Origin of the sequence: Shewanella sp. SM74, from assembly GCF_025653725.1 — a bacterium.
GTDB classification, from domain to species: Bacteria; Pseudomonadota; Gammaproteobacteria; order Enterobacterales; family Shewanellaceae; genus Shewanella; species Shewanella oncorhynchi.
This window is the reverse complement of record NZ_JAKKRZ010000049.1, coordinates 1-17,208: the sequence shown is the minus strand read 5'-3', so window position 1 is coordinate 17,208 and position 17,208 is coordinate 1. Positions and strand designations below refer to the sequence as shown.

Below are 17,208 nucleotides of genomic sequence, written 5' to 3'. Positions count from 1 at the left end.
CGATAAGGTTATTCAATAAATTCCCTCATGTACGTAAAAAGCTATGGGGCAATAGCTTTTGGGCCAGAGGTTATTTTGTAGATACAGTAGGTGTTAATGAAGAAATCATTAGACGATATGTGCGCCATCAAGATAAACAAGATCAGGAACATGAGGCTCAATTGTCGTTGCAGATGATGTAGGTTCTTGGAATAGCCCCTTCCAGGGGCAAGTCAAAGCCGCCTTCTAAGAAGGCGGATTCTTTACTTGCCAATCCCACTTTTTAATGACACAGATAGACTAAAATACCCGCTAAAATTCAATCCTCTTGATTCTAAATGGCGAAATTGCGGGTTATCACTGAAAATGTCATGTTTAAAAATCCCCAGATGATCAAAGCTTAATCTTGTTTCCATCGGTGTTTAAGCTGGTATTAGGTAGACTTAACACATTAGCCACAAAATGATTTAGTCTTTGGCTTATCAGCGATTTAGGTTCTGTTGACGTTGGATTTCAGATCAATTGATGGCCGAACCTGAGTTAACGCTGACACAGTGTGATTCTATATCCAGTGGTAAATTGTGAGGGATTAGCTTGGAATTGCATACAGGCGCAATAGGTCCATCGACTTCTAACTGATTGTCTCATAAGATACAAACTTAGCTGATTTAAATGGAGGGGCCATGAGACTATGGTTGCTAGGATTCATGTTGGTATCTGGTGTCGCAACGGCGGCTCAGAGCATGTATTCGATGTTTGCGGGTGGAGACTATGTACCGCCGTTGAGCGTTATGCAGCAGATTGAAAAAGGGTTCTCCGGTGTGATTGCCGAATTTCATATGGAAGAGCAAGAGGGTGAATTAGTCTATCAATTTGAGTTGATTAATCCTTTAGCAAACTCTATAACGCGGTTTGAATATCGTGCCCGTGATGGTAAGTTACTGAAACAAAAGGCGAGTAAAGTAAGCGCCGATGATATGGGTGAGGTTGAGGCAACGCGTATGATCGCGGCAAAAGATCAAACCTTTTCAGGTCTAATCATTAAGGCCACTAAAGATCATAAAGCCTTTTTAACCGAAGCAAAATTAGACCACGACTTAGGTATCAGTTACTTAGAACTTAAGCTGCTAGACGATACGGGTAAGTTTAAGTTGGCCTTTGATGTCGAAAATTTACGACCGTTACCTTTACTTAAGTGGGATTGAAATATCTAAGTCAATCGAGTGCTCACACGAGTGCTTAAGATTGAGGAGCGCAACATACAGATGAAAATACTTTTAGTTGAAGATGATGCGACGACGATTGATTACATCGTCAAAGGATTTCTTGAGCAGGGCCACAATATCGAAACAGCGAGCGATGGCCATCAAGGTCTGTCACTCGCGACGAGTAGTCAGTACGATCTCGTGATCCTCGACCGCATGTTACCTCAGCTCGATGGCTTAAAATTGCTGGCCGCCTTAAGGGCAACGGGTAATCAAACACCAGTGCTGATTTTATCCGCTTTAGCGCACGTCGATGAGCGAGTAAAAGGCTTGCGAGCAGGTGGCGACGACTATATGACTAAGCCGTTTGCTTTCTCCGAGTTATTAGTCCGCGCTGAAAAACTGATGCACCGTGGCCAATCTGTGCCTGTGACAACTGATCTCGTTGTTGGTGGTTTGAAGATGGAGCTACTGACCCGTAATGTCACTTTAGACGGGCAGGAGTTGATGCTACAGCCGAAAGAGTTTCAGTTACTTAAGTATCTGATGGAACATGCTAATCAAGTTATTAGCCGCACCTTATTGTTCGAAGCAGTGTGGGATTATCACTTCGACCCGCGCACGAACGTCATCGATGTGCATATCGCAAAATTACGCCGTAAATTTGAAGAGTTAGGCCATGGCGAGCTTATCGAAACCGTGAGGGGAGCGGGTTATCGCTTACGACAAAGGCATTAAGCCTTACCAAAGCAGCGCCTGGCGCATCACAATCGTTTTTTCGACCTTAGTGATAGTGATCATCGGGGCGTTGCTATTTGCCCTCTATCGGCAGTTGATTATTGAGCAGCAGTATCAAGTGACTCAATATTTAGAGTCAGAGACCCAACGTTATCAGCAACTTGCCCTAACGGTTGATCGCCGTAGTTTTGCCGCTCAAATTCGCGCCGCTGATCCACAAACGGCCCTGATCGCTTGGCGTAATAGCTACGATATGGTCGGTGCCTTGAGCTTTATGCCAGAAGGCATGCCCATGCTGCCGCAAACGCGGGATTTTCCTATCTTAACTGGTGGCCCGGATAAGCTGCATATTCTTACCGGCGGTCTGGTGATGACCCGCTACGGCCCTGTGTTGATTGCGACCCGTACCGATAACTTAGCGACGTTAATTGATAAGTTTATCAGTGCCGCCGCGACGGCTGTCATGCTTACCGTAGTGTTGACTTTAGCGCTCGGCTATCTGTTTTCTAAGGCGATTTTACGTCGATTAGTGCAATACAACCGCTTGAGTGAACAGATTGAACGCGGTCATTATGACACCCGCTTACCCTTGAGTTGGCGTCAGGATGAGTTCGATATGTTGGCGCTGCAGTTTAATAATGTGCTGGATATTCTCGAAAATAACCTGATGGCAGTGCGTGGTGCGACCGATAATATCGCCCATGATTTACGTACTCCACTGTCACATATCCGTATTGGTATTGAAGAGTTGGCGAGTAAGCCGAGCAATGAGATTAGCGAAGGTTGCGCCATTTTGACCGAGGAGCTCGATCATTGTTTAGCGACGTTTGATGCCATGTTATCGCTCACGCGTATCGAAGAAGGTCAGCAGACACTCGATTTGCAGGAGTTAAGCCTAGCGCAACTGTGTACCGACTTATTGGATATGGCCGATGCTGTGGCTGAATCTAACGAGCAAACCTTGAGTTTATCGCTACTGACAGATCATAAGATTTTTGGTGATAAATACTTATTATTCCAAGCCTTATATAATCTTGTCGATAATGCGATGAAGTATTCTGGCCAAGGTGCGCGGATTGAGATTGTTCAGTCAGGCCCACAAATTCAGATCCGCGATAATGGCCCTGGTATTCCAGACGAGAGTAAAGAAAGAGTATTCGAACGCTTAGTGCGCCTCGACCCTAGCCGGCATTTACAGGGCACTGGTTTAGGATTATCTATGGTCAAAGCGATTCTCTCACGGCACAATGCCAAAATTAATCTCACGGATAATCATCCCGGCTTAGTGGTCACTATTCAGTTTTAAGTCGATGATCCGCATTACAACGCCGAGTACTCCATGTATCGAATCATAGCCGATGAGGCTGATTTTATTGTTATTTCCAAATCAGCCAAAGTGCATTTCCACAGTCAGGATGGGACTGCAGGCGTGGTGGCGCAGGCTGAGCAAGATTTAGGGATTAAGCTGTTTGCTGTTCATCGACTCGATACACCCACGTCCGGTCTGTTGATTCTGGCTAAGAGCGCGGTCGCCGCCAAGCAATTTACTGAGCTGTTTACCGCCCATAAAGTGCAGAAATATTACCTCGCCCTCGCGAAAGGCAAGCCGAAGAAGAAGCAAGGCTGGGTGATTGGTGACATGGCAAAGTCGCGTCGTAGCATGTTTAAGTTACTGCGGACTAAAGAGAATCCAGCGATTACGCAGTTTTTCTCCTTGAGTGTTGGTGAGGGGTTGCGTTTATATTTGCTTAAACCCCACTCAGGTAAAACCCATCAATTAAGAGTTGCCTTGGCGAGCTTAGGTGTACCCATTTTAGGGGATGATTTATACGGCGGAGAGGCCGCGGATCGGTGTTATCTGCATGCCTATTGTCTGCATTTTCGCTATGGTGATGAAGTGACAGGTTGGCATGATTACGCTTATCGGGATTTGCCGACTCAAGGTGAGCATTTTGGCGCTGAAGGTGTCACTGAGGCGCTAGTTTTATGGCGTGAGCCCGATACTTTGGCTTGGCCAGCGAAAGGGGATTAATCTTTGCAGCGTTATGTTGCAAAAGTCTAGCAAGCTTGGCAAATACGGTCTCGGCCTTCAGATTTTGCGCGGTACATAGCTTGGTCTGCTTGAATGAGTAGTTTGTCAGGTTGGCATCCTTGATAAATAGTGGCGTAACCTAAACTAGCATGAATTTTTATCGTAACACCTTGCCAGATAAATGAATTGTCCTTAAGTACTTGATGCAATTTCTCGGCGACGACTCTGACCGCGGGAGCATCGGTCGCAGGTAAAATCACCAGAAACTCCTCTCCACCGTGACGACATAGGGCGTCATTTTCTCGCAATACCGACCCAAACAGTCTCGCCGCTGTCAGCAGGGCGAGATCGCCCGCATCGTGCCCGTATTGATCGTTGATGTCTTTAAAATGATCAAGATCCAATAAAATCATACTGTAAGGTACTTTATCCCGCAGCCAGCGTTGATGGATATTGTTTAAAAACTTATGCATAGCACGGCGATTCCACAGGCCTGTGAGTTGGTCTCGCTCCGCTAACAGGCGGATTTTACTGACAAGCCGCGTCATGGCATTACCTATCATCACGATATTGATCAATAGGGCCAGAAAGACATAGAACCAAAGCACAGGTATGGCTTCTTGCGTGTGCATGGCGATAAACATAGGACTTTCTTCGGGAGAGAGTAAGGCGATAAAGATACGAATGATAAAAATACCCACCATGGCGACTAAGGGCATGACCATAGCGATGGCAACTCGATTTCCCGTATCGCGTTTGATGGCAAGATAGTTATCTCGAGTTAACATGGCGAAAATGAGCGCGGCGCAGGCTGAGAATACGATGGCCAAAATGCGTTCGGAGCTGAAATTAGGTGGAACCAAGAGCATCACACCAGCGGTGAGTGCTAAAAGAATAAGATCCGATTTTACACTGGGCTTGAGTCTAAAAAGCGCCTTCGTTCCCCAACGCGCTAGAATGAAGCCAAATAAAATCGCCATATCCGAGCAGAACCAAAAAAAGTAACTGGAGGCTTCGGTGCGTTGGCTGTTGAGTATGATGCCAAGGAGGACGAACAAGTTCGCCAGAGAAAAGCGCATACTGGCTTGAGTGGCAATTTTTAAAGGTTGTGCAATGAGTCCCCATGCGACGGCAGCCGTGCTAGTAAGCAGGCAAATAAACTTGATGAGTAATAAGGCTTGGGGATCAAATATCATTCTTTTACTTCATATTTTTCTTTAACTATAGATGCTTTTAGGGATTTTCGGTTGGAGTTTACTGGATATCTTAGTCTACTCTGGACGGATAATGGGTTGAATATCCTTTTTCATTTTAGGGAATGGTAAGGGCCTTCATTTAGGCTGCGGCTGGGATTATTTACGCCTTGCAAACTAAAAGGTTTGCAAATTCTGAGTCTTCCTGCGAAGTTAGATCTTGTTGATTTGCCTACAATCTCCGTTTTGAGGATGTTCTGTTATGGATACAAATAAACTACTTTTAGTCATTATTGCGATTTTATTGCCCCCAGTTGCTGTATTTTTGAAGGCGGGAGCGGGTAAAGATCTGCTAATAAACATCGTGTTATGTTTACTGTTCTGGTTCCCTGGTTTATTACACGCACTCTGGGTCGTGACCAAGGCATAATTTGCTTTCTTCCACACAATAAAAAAGCGCAATGTAATTGCGCTTTTTTATGTTTCAAAATGGGCCTTTCACTTAGAAAGGCAAGGTGTAGCCTATTGTTGCAGTACGCCCCATCCCTTTGAAATAACGATCATTTGTACCCATGGTTTGTGAGTAATAATTGAAATAATCCTTATTAAATAGATTTTGCAAACCTAGGCTCAGGGTGCCAGTGTAAAGCGGCATGGAGAAGGAAGCATCGACTGTCGTGTAGCCATCAAACTCTGCATACTTGTTGCCCGCCGCGTTTTTAAAATCGCGGTCCATGTAGTAATTGGCTTGAACGCGGGTCGACATTTCATTATCGAAGCTATGGGTCCAGAACAGGTTGATACGGTTTGGTGAAATATTTGCACCATCGAGATCGGTATCGACTTGGCTATCACCATTTGAATCGTATTCGCCCTGCTGGAAGGCGATATTCATGCCGAGATCATCATTGCTGGTAATGTAGGCGGTGACATTGGCTTCAATACCATCGATCACACTCTTTTCGCGCTTCACGTCGTAGAAACCATCACTATTTAAGGCCAAACGTGAGCCAAAATCAGTAGCTGAACGATAGTAAGCTAGCTTAGCGCTTAAGTATTTACCTTGGTAATCGGCGCCGACTTCAACGTTATCTGTGACTATCGGCGTGAGCGCCAGTGAGCCATCTATGCTGGGATTGTCGCCGGGGAAGCTTTTACCATCACGCAGAATTCGGCCGATATCCGGCATGCCAAAACCTTGGTTATAGCTGGTATAAACGCGAATGTCAGGAGTGATTTTATAAGAGATACCGACGTTAAATAAGGTTTCATCGAAGGTGGCTGAACCGCCCGCAATTTGCTTATTGCCTGCACCCCATAGGGTTTTGTAGTCATCGACACTTAACTCGGCATGTTCGTAACGAACACCAGTCGATAAGGTTAAATTTTCAATTAAGTCATAATCTAACTGCAAGTATGGCGCAACGTTGTCATAGGTACTTTCGGGAACCCATGAAAAGCCAGTTTTTACTAAGTCTTGCTCTGTGGTATCGCGGAAAAGGTCGACACCGTAGGCCGCATCAATCCCTGAACCCGCAATATCTTTAGCAATCAATGAGCTTTTTAAACCCCATTTAACTGAAGCATTACGCGATTGCTCGTAGTATAAGCTTTCGCCTTTACTGCCGACACCGCACTGGATCACTTGGTCGCTACCTTCGAAGGATGGATCGTAGAAACTGTCGAAACAGCCGCCACCATAAACCGCTTTAAAATCTTGATTAAAGAGTTGTAGGTTAAGTTGTTGGCCACCAATGTTGGCATGGGTGTAAGTCAAACTTGTGGTGGTCACTTGGTTGTTGGCGGCTTCCCATGGCTGAGTTTCTTTAACTGCACCTGTGGGTACACCATTGGGCTTGTCACCTGCAACGGGCATCCAATCGCCATTGTTGTCTGCATTGTAATGGTTAACCATTAATTCAAGGCGAGACTCATCGAAGTTATGGCCAAGCTTAATGAAGAAGTCTTTACTCTGACTATCCATCGACTCGCCTTGAGTCGTGTCGACACCCACTACGTTATGATTAGCATCGTAATAGACGCCATTATTGCGGTAGCTAACCGAACCTATCATGTCGATAAATTCTGACTCGCCAGAAAACGCATAGCTAGCACCAAAGCTTAAGCCATTGGATTTCATTGAATCAGGCACTGTGACATCGAAACTAGCAACCTGTTCGCTGTCGCCTGTAGGCTTTTTAGTGATGTAGTTGATGATGCCGCCTTGGGCACCGAGACCGTGCATGGCATTGGCGCCGTGAATGATTTCGATGCGCTCAATCATGGCAGGATCTATGGTTTGTCCCTCTCTACCACCACTGCGAAGTGGGTTCGATTGAGGCACGCCGTCGATCATAATCAATGGCGGACGACCACGCAGGGTTTCACCTGTGTTACTCATCTTCTGGCGACTCGGTGAAAAGCTAGGCGCTAAGTTACCGATAATAGTCGATAAATCTTTAGTGGTGCGGAACTGTTCTTCTAATTGGGCGCGGTCGATGATAGTGACAGTATTGGGGATCGAGCTGGGAGATTTATCCATTCGACTCGCGGTGACAGTGATTTTTTCTATGTCTTTATTTTTGTTGTTTGGACTGTTGTCGGTGGCATCTTGGGCCGCAGCGGATTGGGTTAACGCTGCCAATACGGCTAAAGCAACAAACGAGGTTTTGAATGTCATATAACTTCCTGCTAAGGGCGAATGAGTTTGTTACACCGGCTCCCTTGGCATAGGTTAATATTCCATTAAATTGTATTACAAATGATAACGATTTTTATTATTCGCGATTTTAGGGGAGGAATTACAGCTTGTCTAGTCACGCCATACAGGAAATTGCATGATTTGACGACAGTATGAATAAATTGCGACACAGCACTCGGTATCGAGAGATTTTACCGTAAAGGCCATACATATAATGCGATTTCATGTCGGTAAGGCATTACCTTTTTTGGCATTTGTCTTTGATTTAGGAGACCTATGCTTAGCCGCAGGTTTGATTATTTGATTGGGCTACGCGTTTGCTTTAGTGCTTTCGATTGTCTGGCGCGTTGATGGAAGGCTATAATCGCGCCCCTTTATATCGTATCTTGCATTGGTGCCCTGATGAACCGTAAAAAGAAGATTAATCAAACCTTGAAGAGCAAGGCAAAAAAGGCCAATGCCAAACTGCAATCTAGCAATAAACCTAAATATATTGCGAAGGCAGAGAGAGAAGCATTAGCTGCGGCAGTTGAGCATGAAACCCCATCAAAAACCGCAGAACCTCAGCTTGATATTGCACTGCCAATAAGCTGATTAAAGTAAGTCGTTAAACCTATCGTGCAGTTAAATACTCGATAGGGTTTTGATAAAAGGCCTTTTTATAACCTTGGGTTGAAGTATCCATCAGCCACGGTTTAGGCAATAAGCTCAAAATGGAATAGTGCAAATGGGGCGGTTTACCTTGTGCATTACCCGTATCGCCGACAGTGCCCAAAGTGTCACCTTGGTAGGTAATCAATCCTGTGGCTGATTCAATTTGGGCTAAATGGGCAAAGTAATGAATTTGCCATTTAGGACCTAAACCAACCACCACATTTCCTCCTTTGAAGAAGTCACCTCGATACAAGATCAGCATAGGCGTTGGCGCAATCACTGCGGTGTTTTTGGCGGCGAAAATATCTATCCCCTTGTGAACGCCCGATGGACCCCAAGGTTCATACCAAAAGGTTTGGCTGTTCCAATCTTTACTGCTGGCACCTTTTACTGGGATCGCGGGTGACTCAGGGATCAGATAACCACCAAGTAGCAGTAACGTCAGTGCTAATCCAACATATTTCAATTTCATTTTTTATCCTGCATTAAGTGTTTGCGTACCTTAAGTTTTAATGAAACTCGCTAAATTCCCGCCAATTTTCAGGATATTGCAAGCGCTCAGTTTCTGAGAGTGATAGCCAATAGGGGCGCCAAAAATAGCTGCACCAAAAGTCGATATTACCTTGAAGACTGCCGAGGGTATCGGGATCGATATTAGGAAAGCTTTCCCATGGATTGGGCGGGGTGGATTTGAATCTGATTAATGCTTCTAGCAAGGGTTTGTCATTGGTCACTAAGGTTATGCACACACCCGCAAAATCGTCATATTGGTTCAGTAATACGCAGGTCGCTTGGGTTGGATGTTCGATAAAACCGTTAAAGTTGACCGTTTGCTCGGGCAATGTGTTAAAGCCTGCCTGGCTAAGTAAAGTGTTTAAGGCCTCTTTCCCTTGGTAAGTCAGCAAGCAATGCAATTGATAAGCAAAAATATCTGCTCTGTCCATAGGTACAACGAGTGGATAGGTTTGTATGATTGGCAAGCTGATATTGGGCATCTGGGCTTGATGAAAAACAGTGTGTAACTCAGTTTGTGGCCTAGATTGCTTGAGGCTATTACTGTTGCGCGCAAAGCGTTGTTTAATCCAAGTTAATACTGACATTATTGTTATTTCTCAGTGAACTTTACTGGTGAATGGCGTATTTGCGGATTCTGCAATCGGGGATGCCGTGATTTCCGGAGCCTGCCATCTTAACCAACCTTTTACTCGAGGCGCATCAATATACCAGAGGCCGTTTTGTTGAATTAATGCCAACCGTTCGCGTGATGGGCCAAAGGGGCCAGGATTTTGCTGAGCAATTTCAATACTGCTATCGGTAACTGAGGCAATGATCGCAACGTGACCATAGGGGTTAAATATCCATGGAGAAAACACGAGTAGATCATCCTGCATAGGTTTGGTCTGACTCGCATTAGTGTATTGCCGCATAGCGCGTTTTTCATTCCACATGCCATCGCTTAACTTGTTATCAAAAAAGTCTCTAGCATGGCCTAAAGCATCAGGCATTTTATGCTGGTAGCGTTGGTAAAAGTAGCGCTTAACAAATTCAACACATTGATATTGAATACCTAAGTTATAACCATCTATAGATAGGTTGCGTCCTGAATGGGTATTAACTCCTCCGTTATAATAGATATTAACCCCGTTTAGAGTGTCGATGACTTCTCCTACTTGATGGTGGGAATTAAAGTTAATCCGAGTTATCAGACTGTAGGCACAGTATACGAGCCCCATCAGTATCGCGAAAAAAGCTAATAGAATGGATAAGCGTCTAATCATCTTTAGTACGGCAAGCTAAAAAGAGTTGTTGAGTAAGATACTTATCTCACTTTCGGGCTGCGTATTTTATGTTCTGAAGAATATGGGCGTCTAGGGTATGGGTTTTATATTGGCACAGGTTAATACTTTTGGGTGATCTAAGGTTATCTAAAGCAAAGGCCGCATTAGCGGCCTTTGTTATTTTGGCGGTTAGAGTAAAGCGGTTGCGAGTAGATAACCGACAGCCGATGCTGTCGCTACACCGATAAAGCCTGGAATGATAAAGCTGTGGTTAATAATGAACTTACCTATTTTAGTCGTACCTGAACGGTCAAAGCCGATACAGGCCAGATCACTTGGATAGGTTGGTAGCACGAAATAACCGTAGCTTGCAGGGAGGAAGGCGATTAAGAGTTTTGGATCGACCCCTAAGGCGAGTCCCATAGGTGCGATTGCTGTGAGTGCTGCCGCTTGGCTATTAACAAGCTTAGAGATGAGAAACAGCACTAAGGCATAGGTCCAAGGCTGGCTTTGTACTACATGGGACAGGTTTTCCTGCAGTACATCCATATGGCTGATGAAGAAAGTATCGCTCATCCACGCCACACCAAATACTGAGAAAATTGCCACCATGCCCGCTTTAAAAACGGGACCGTTAGAGATGTTAGTCGGTTTGACTTTACAGGTCATCAGGATAAAAGCACCTGCAATTAACATCATCATCTGGATCACTAAGTTCATCGAGAGCAAGGTCGACTTACCTTTAACGTCAAAGGCGGGACGCAATTCACTAAATGAACCTAACAGTACCACAGCAGCGATAGCGGTGAAGAAAATCCCCGTTGCCCAGTAAGCTTCCTTCGGATATTTTTGATTTAACAGGGTTTCGCTCTTGTCATAGATAAAGGCTCTTTGGACTGGATCTTTAATGCGTTCTTGAAATTCTTCATCTTTATCTAAATCTTTACCACGACGCAGACTCCAAAGTGCAGCAGCCATGACACCGCAAAGCGATGCTGGCACTGACACCATTAAAATTTCGAGCAGATTGTAAGCACGGCCTACACCCTGTTGTGATGCCAGAATCGACACCATAGACACCACCGCTACCGACACGGGCGAAGCACAAATCGCCATTTGTGAAGCGACAGATGCCACCGCCATTGGGCGCTCTGGGCGAATATTTTTCTTCAGCGCGATATCGGAAATAATCGGGAACATGGTGTAAACCACATGGCCAGTACCGCAAAGGAAGGTCAGCGTCCACGTGGTCAGCGGCGCTAGAATCGTGATGTATTGTGGATGACGGCGCAGTAAGCGCTCGGCATACTGCATCATCACATCTAATCCCCCCGCGGTTTGCAATACGGCTGCACAGCCAATGACTGCAAGTATGGTTAGCATAACTTGTACTGGCGGTTGTCCCGGCGCTAAACCGAAAACAAAAATCAGTAAAAATAAGCCAATACCGCTGATGAGGCCGAGTCCCATGCCGCCGTAGCGGGTACCTAGCAGTAGGCAGCTAAGCACTACTATAAATTCCATTAAAATCATCCGATTTACCTCTGCGGAACTACCGCTTAGCTATTAGTTGAGTGATGAGTGTCTTCAGGAACATTCTGCGGAGTAAAAGTGTTTGAAAAATTGCGCTGGCGCATGGTGTAAATAAAAAATGGCATTAGTTTTTTCGGAAATTTGACCTAACGCTAGAAACACGTGGCGATAAGTTGCATTCTGGTTACGAGTTTTACGGATTGGGCTAACGCTTTGAGCTCACTCCGTTTAAAAGAACGATAACAATACTCAAGGATAAGCCCGTGAAACCAGCCACCTTTAATACCGAAGCCTTTGATGATTGGATCCGCAGCCGCTTTGTGGAACTCAATTCCGAGCTAGAACAGCTTTACTACCAACAAACAGATCGGGCCAATGTGCTCGATATCGGCGCAGAAGCTAAGTTGGCGCTGGAGAGCGAAGGGCGAGAGTTGATTAAGACCTTGCTCGATGAGGGGAATACTGATGAAGGTTTCGACAGTGCCTTCGATTTACTCGGCAATGTGGGCTTGTATATGGCGGCCTGTCGGCGCCATGAAATTACCGAGCCCTCGCGGGAAACGACATCGCCATTAGCTGAGGCTTCTGCGCTCGCCATGCATATTGGCGCTTCAATAGGCGTCACGCCGCGCTTTGCCACCGCACATTTAACTACTCACAATCGTGCCCACAATGGCATTTATAAGCGCTTTACCGATCTGAGCGCCGAAAAGCTGTTTGTGGATTACAACACTAAAGGCATTTTGGCCTATAAACGCGCCGCCGATGCGCTATTGAAGATCCAGCCTTTGGGCATTTCCCATCCCATCAGTCACGATTTACTGCGAGTCGCTAAACAGGCATTGCAAGATGTGATTGAGTCAAATACCCAATTATTTAATCGATTAGATACTGACCGTTTCTTTTACTGTGTTCGCCCTTACTACAAGCCTTATCGGGTGGGCTCAGTCATCTATCGCGGTGCCAATGCAGGGGATTTTGCGGGGATTAATGTCATCGATTTAACGCTAGGTCTTTGTTTCGCCAATGAAGCTTCCTACTCGCAAATGCTGGTGGACAAGTTTTTATACATGATGCCGGAGGATCAACAGATATTGCGCGAGTGCATGCGTCGGCCGAATTTGATGGATGACTTCCTGCAGGCAAAAGACTGCTCAACCCAAGATTGGTATCAAGAAAACTTGCGACTCTTTATCGAAGTCTGCGAATTACATGGCGAGACTGCGATTCAGCACCATAATGAGTTAGTGACTAAATATATTGCTGAGCCTTCGACAAGTATGGAGCAGCAGCATTTAGCTAAAGTTACCGCCAGTGGTCCGCCACTGCATGTGCTACTCGGCTCATTGGAGCGACTCAGAGACAGACGCGCCGCCGCTCAACGCAGCGATATTCGGACGCGTTATTGTGATATTAAAAAACTAAAAGAGAGTTTGAGATAACACTATGTTTGAAGATTTTAAAAAGGACTTTTACCTAGCAGGTCCAGGATATCTATTAAACCATTCCGTTGGCCGGCCATTAAAATCGACCGAGCAGGTCTTTAAAGAAGCCTTTTTTGCGCCTTGGCAGGAGTCGGGGCGTGAACCTTGGGGCCAGTGGCTGGGTGTGATTGATGATTTTACCTTTGCTTTATCTAAACTATTTAACGGCCACCAAAAGGATTTTTGCCCTCAGGTCAATCTTTCCAGTGCGCTGACTAAAATTGTCATGTCCCTCGACAGATTGAACCGCGAACACGCCGTTGTGTTAATGAGTGAGATTGATTTCCCCAGCATGGGTTTTGCCCTTAAAAAAGCGCTGCCTGCCAGTTGCGAAGTACGTTTTATTCCTAAAGGGCTCGATATCACCGACCCTAATGTGTGGGATGCGCATATCAGCCGCGATGTGGATCTGGTGTTTGTCAGCCATGCTTACTCGAATACGGGGCAGCAGGCGCCATTAGCCAATATTTTCACCATAGCCCGTGAGCGAGGCTGTTTGAGCTTAGTGGATGTAGCGCAATCGGCGGGGATTATTCCGCTGGATCTCGCGCGCCTACAACCCGATTTTTTAATCGGTTCGAGTGTGAAATGGCTCTGCGGCGGCCCTGGTGCTGCCTATCTTTGGGTTAATCCCGCCATATTGGATAGTTGTCAGCCTAAGGATGTTGGTTGGTTTAGCCACGAGAATCCGTTCGAATTTGATATCCATGATTTTCGTTACCAGCATTCCGCACTGCGCTTTTGGGGAGGGACACCATCAATCGCGCCTTATGCCATTGCCACCCATAGCATTCATTATCTTGCTGGTTTAGGTACTCCGTTGCTGCGTAAATACAATCAGCAATTGATTGATGCTGTGGCGCAAGAGCTCGACCATGAGTTTGTGTCGCCGCGGGATACTGAAAAGCGCAGCGGCACGCTTATTCTGCAGTTTGGTAAACTGCAGCATCAAATGATGACGGCATTGGCGAACGCGAATATTAGTGTCGACGCCCGCAGTATGGGGATCCGGATTTCTCCGCATATTTATAACAATATGGCTGATATCAAGTTGTTACTTGATGTGATTAAAGCAAATCGCTAACTTAAATGATTTAAAATGGCTTGCTAGGCTAGGTTGTACCACGTAATTACAACTAACAAGGCACAACACTCTGGGAGGCAAACCGCGACATGGTCGTTCCCGTATGCCGGCGTTAACTCACCGTCACACAGGCAACTTGAGGTTATTTATTGGGTGCGATCATGCTTAAATCTTATAGTCATAGCGGCAGACCATGGGTCGCGGGGTGTGGAGCTTGGGATCGCTGGGCGTGATCGCTAAATCTGCAGGTAGCATAACAGTATCGATGATCAACGCACTGCTCATATCAACGAGTGTCAGCGGGATGGTAAAGAGCAGTAAGGGTGGGGCCGCTAACGCGGAGATCATCATACACTCCTCGCCATTATCAACAGCCGTTTGCACACTTGAGAAAGAGTGACCCCAAGTTGAATTTTCTCCCATCCTCGACGTTATCGTTGCACATCCCGTGAGAGAACAGCACACGACCAACCAAGTCAACCAACGCATAACCACTCCATTGTTTATATGTGAAAAACTGCATTGCTTCGGTATGATCTACTCACTTGATCAACTGAGAGCGTTAGTGATGTGGAACCAGATCAGGTTTCATTTGACGCCAACCTGTTCTGTTTCAACAGCTTGGCATTCTAACTATATGATTATATCTGTCAATTATTCATCAACAGAAACGAGATACAACCAAGCTCAATAACCTAGTTGTTAACGGCGACTCTTGTTTTGGATTGGTATTAAACATGGAGGTTTGTATGCCGTGCCCTTGCAGAACTCAGATGAGTTTTGAACATACTCTTTAAAATCAGTCTCCACTTCCCTCACTGGCCATCTAGCTACTTTTATTACTTTCCTTAAAACTGTTTCAGTAAATATTCGCTTGAGGGTAGGCCGAGAGCATATTATGTTGCTGATTTAAAATGGATGACTGGATTTACTGCCTGGCGATGGCCACGCTACAAGTAGAGTCTACCGAGAGGTAACAGGATGAACAATAAAGCAGCGTCGCCGCAGTCGGCGTCGACAGAGCAAGAGACACAACCGTTGGACGACAGCCGGTATGAAGACCTGCCGCGCAGTGAGTACCTGCAATTACCCCAAGAGGAGCAAGACCGGCTCAATAAGCTACGTCAGCAGCGGGTACGCGAGGCACCGACCCTCTATGAGTGGGATATTAAGGTAGCGACCGTGTATAGCATGGGGTGGCTCGTTGTCATTATTCCCTGCGGTATAATGGTGCTGATTGGCTTGGTGGCACACTGGTATGAGTCTGACCAATGGTATGGTTTTTTTTTCATGGCATTGATTTTTGCGCCATTTATCCGCTACCTCTGGTTGGCCGACAAACAGTACCATTATCGACTCACCACCGAGGGTTTAGTTACTACCTATCATGACGTTATTCCGGATGCCGCCTACGCGGTAGTGCGGGGGCTGGCTTGGTTTGGGGTAGTGGTTTGCATCGTCGGTGTGGCCTTTTTAGGCCCAGCAGCGCTGGTTGGTGTAGGTGGAATGGCTCTGGGGGCATTTTTCTTTACTGGTTTTAAAAATATAGAGACAACTTATGAGAGCCCTATAAAAAATGGGCATCGTCATTTGATTAAGGTAACGCGGAATCGTCCATTTATTGCCTGCCAATCGGATGTACGAACAATGGGCTTACGAGCAAGTATTCGTCTTCATTGCCCATTGGATAAGATGCACACTATCTTGTCATTGCTGATGACGCAGTTACCTGATTCAGAAATCCGTGTATTTAAAAATGAGCGCGTGTTAGATGGCGTACCATTTGCGTTATTTGAGTCAGGCGAACCTGCCCAACTGGCAGATTTTACCCCTGACAATACCCAGCCCAGTTAACGTTTTTTCTCGCGCCTGTTATTGGCGCGAGACTCGGTGTCCATCAGTGACAGCTTTGCCACCAAGATGCTAACAGACTTTTTAGCGGCAAGGTCGTCAAGGGTGAGAAAACATTAAGTACGAGCTGTGTGGGTAGGTTAACGATGACCGTGCAGTCCGTGGGTACAGCAAAGGAATAGCTATATGAATAAGAGAGCTGCGCCGCAGTTGGCGTCGACAGAGCAAGAGACACAACTGTTGGACGACAGTCGGTATGAAGACCTGCCGCGAAGTGAGTACCTGCAATTACCCCAAGAGGAGCAAGACCGGCTCTACAAGCTGCGTCAGCAGCGGGTGCGCGAGGCGCCCACGCTTTATGAGTGGGATATTAAGGTAGCGACTGTGTATGGTCTATTTTGGTTAACCTTCCTGATCCCGTGTGGTTGCGTAGCACTTATAGGGTGCTATTTGCTATCTGGCGATACTAGCTTGGGTATAGGGTTAATCATCATGGCTTTAATTATGTGCTTATCTGCTCGTTACCTCTGGTTTGCAGACAAACAGTACCATTATCGGCTCACCTCCGAGGGTTTAGTTACCACCTATCATGACGCGATTCCGGATGCAGCTTACGCGGTAGTGCGTGGGCTGGCTTGGTTTGGGGTGGTGGTTTGTATTGTCGGGGTGGCCTTTTTAGGCCCAGCAGCGCTGATTGGTGCAGGCGGAATGGCTCTGGGGGCATTTTTCTTTACTGGTTTTAAAAATGTAGAAACCACCTCAATAAGTGCTATCAAGCGTGGACACCCCCATATGATAAAAGTGACCCACAAGAGGCCATATATATCGTGTGATACAGACAGGTTTTATTTCGGATATTATTCAAATCTCGACTGTTATTGCCATCCCGAAGATATGCATAAAGTGTTGTCGCTACTGATGAAGCAATTACCGGGGTCGGAACTCTTTTTATTGAAAAATGAACGAATAGTTGGCC

The 17,208-nt window shown here is 45.9% G+C and carries 17 protein-coding genes and 1 pseudogene; 11 read left to right on the top strand and 7 right to left on the bottom strand.

What is annotated here, in order from left to right:
* The 5 genes and pseudogenes from tnpA to L5M49_RS23885 all read left to right on the top strand — a co-directional run.
* A pseudogene (gene tnpA, locus L5M49_RS23905) lies at nt 1-182 on the top strand (IS200/IS605-like element ISSod23 family transposase); the annotation flags it as partial.
* A 480-nt stretch (nt 183-662) separates the two neighbouring features.
* Nucleotides 663-1,184 (top strand): hypothetical protein, encoded by a 522-nt coding sequence (locus tag L5M49_RS23900; RefSeq protein WP_263266939.1) that lies wholly within the window; start codon nt 663-665, stop codon nt 1,182-1,184.
* 60 nt (nt 1,185-1,244) lie between these two features.
* A complete protein-coding gene (locus L5M49_RS23895; protein WP_006079763.1) occupies nt 1,245-1,922 on the top strand; it encodes a response regulator transcription factor in 678 nt (225 codons plus the stop codon).
* Nucleotides 1,923-1,971: 49 nt separating this feature from the next.
* Nucleotides 1,972-3,228 (top strand): sensor histidine kinase, encoded by a 1,257-nt coding sequence (locus L5M49_RS23890; RefSeq protein ID WP_212600254.1) that lies wholly within the window; start codon nt 1,972-1,974, stop codon nt 3,226-3,228.
* A 33-nt stretch (nt 3,229-3,261) separates the two neighbouring features.
* Nucleotides 3,262-3,954, top strand: coding sequence for a TIGR01621 family pseudouridine synthase (locus L5M49_RS23885; RefSeq protein ID WP_263266938.1), 693 nt, complete (start codon nt 3,262-3,264; stop codon nt 3,952-3,954).
* Nucleotides 3,955-3,980: 26 nt separating this feature from the next.
* Here L5M49_RS23885 and L5M49_RS23880 read toward each other — a convergent pair whose 3' ends face one another.
* Complete coding sequence (locus L5M49_RS23880) at nt 3,981-5,150, bottom strand: GGDEF domain-containing protein (protein ID WP_263266937.1); 1,170 nt, start codon at nt 5,148-5,150, stop codon at nt 3,981-3,983.
* Between the two features lie 259 nt (nt 5,151-5,409).
* On the opposite strand from L5M49_RS23880, the gene L5M49_RS23875 reads away from it, so the two are divergent.
* Nucleotides 5,410-5,577: a YqaE/Pmp3 family membrane protein gene (locus tag L5M49_RS23875; protein ID WP_006079767.1), complete on the top strand. Its 168-nt coding sequence runs from the start codon at nt 5,410-5,412 to the stop codon at nt 5,575-5,577.
* Nucleotides 5,578-5,649: 72 nt separating this feature from the next.
* Here L5M49_RS23875 and L5M49_RS23870 read toward each other — a convergent pair whose 3' ends face one another.
* Nucleotides 5,650-7,827 (bottom strand): TonB-dependent receptor, encoded by a 2,178-nt coding sequence (locus L5M49_RS23870; RefSeq protein WP_263266936.1) that lies wholly within the window; start codon nt 7,825-7,827, stop codon nt 5,650-5,652.
* 423 nt (nt 7,828-8,250) lie between these two features.
* Here L5M49_RS23870 and L5M49_RS23865 point away from each other — a divergent pair, with 423 nt between their 5' ends.
* Nucleotides 8,251-8,442, top strand: coding sequence for a DUF2986 domain-containing protein (locus tag L5M49_RS23865; RefSeq protein WP_113941341.1), 192 nt, complete (start codon nt 8,251-8,253; stop codon nt 8,440-8,442).
* A gap of 19 nt (nt 8,443-8,461) precedes the next feature.
* On the opposite strand, the gene L5M49_RS23860 is transcribed toward L5M49_RS23865, so the two are convergent.
* The 4 genes from L5M49_RS23860 to L5M49_RS23845 all read right to left on the bottom strand — a co-directional run bounded on the left by L5M49_RS23860 (nt 8,462) and on the right by L5M49_RS23845 (nt 11,813).
* Entirely contained in the window at nt 8,462-8,974 is a 513-nt protein-coding gene (locus tag L5M49_RS23860; RefSeq protein WP_198572504.1) for a M23 family metallopeptidase, read from the bottom strand.
* Between the two features lie 37 nt (nt 8,975-9,011).
* Nucleotides 9,012-9,602, bottom strand: a complete 591-nt coding sequence (locus tag L5M49_RS23855; protein WP_168826447.1) for a hypothetical protein — start codon at nt 9,600-9,602, stop codon at nt 9,012-9,014.
* A 12-nt stretch (nt 9,603-9,614) separates the two neighbouring features.
* Nucleotides 9,615-10,235: a CHAP domain-containing protein gene (locus L5M49_RS23850; protein ID WP_247651570.1), complete on the bottom strand. Its 621-nt coding sequence runs from the start codon at nt 10,233-10,235 to the stop codon at nt 9,615-9,617.
* A 234-nt stretch (nt 10,236-10,469) separates the two neighbouring features.
* Nucleotides 10,470-11,813: an anaerobic C4-dicarboxylate transporter gene (locus L5M49_RS23845; RefSeq protein WP_105251110.1), complete on the bottom strand. Its 1,344-nt coding sequence runs from the start codon at nt 11,811-11,813 to the stop codon at nt 10,470-10,472.
* Nucleotides 11,814-12,076: 263 nt separating this feature from the next.
* On the opposite strand from L5M49_RS23845, the gene L5M49_RS23840 reads away from it, so the two are divergent.
* Entirely contained in the window at nt 12,077-13,255 is a 1,179-nt protein-coding gene (locus L5M49_RS23840; protein ID WP_105251111.1) for a PrnB family protein, read from the top strand.
* Nucleotides 13,256-13,259: 4 nt separating this feature from the next.
* The gene (locus L5M49_RS23835) at nt 13,260-14,381 is read left to right on the top strand and encodes an aminotransferase class V-fold PLP-dependent enzyme (protein ID WP_263266935.1); all 1,122 of its coding nucleotides are present in this window, start codon (nt 13,260-13,262) and stop codon (nt 14,379-14,381) included.
* Nucleotides 14,382-14,546: 165 nt separating this feature from the next.
* Here L5M49_RS23835 and L5M49_RS23830 read toward each other — a convergent pair whose 3' ends face one another.
* A complete protein-coding gene (locus tag L5M49_RS23830; protein ID WP_263140905.1) occupies nt 14,547-14,804 on the bottom strand; it encodes a YceK/YidQ family lipoprotein in 258 nt (85 codons plus the stop codon).
* A gap of 558 nt (nt 14,805-15,362) precedes the next feature.
* Here L5M49_RS23830 and L5M49_RS23825 point away from each other — a divergent pair.
* The gene (locus L5M49_RS23825) at nt 15,363-16,235 is read left to right on the top strand and encodes a hypothetical protein (protein ID WP_173242713.1); all 873 of its coding nucleotides are present in this window, start codon (nt 15,363-15,365) and stop codon (nt 16,233-16,235) included.
* Between the two features lie 183 nt (nt 16,236-16,418).
* A partial coding sequence (locus L5M49_RS23820; RefSeq protein ID WP_263186858.1) for a hypothetical protein occupies nt 16,419-17,208 on the top strand: 790 nt, incomplete at its 3' end.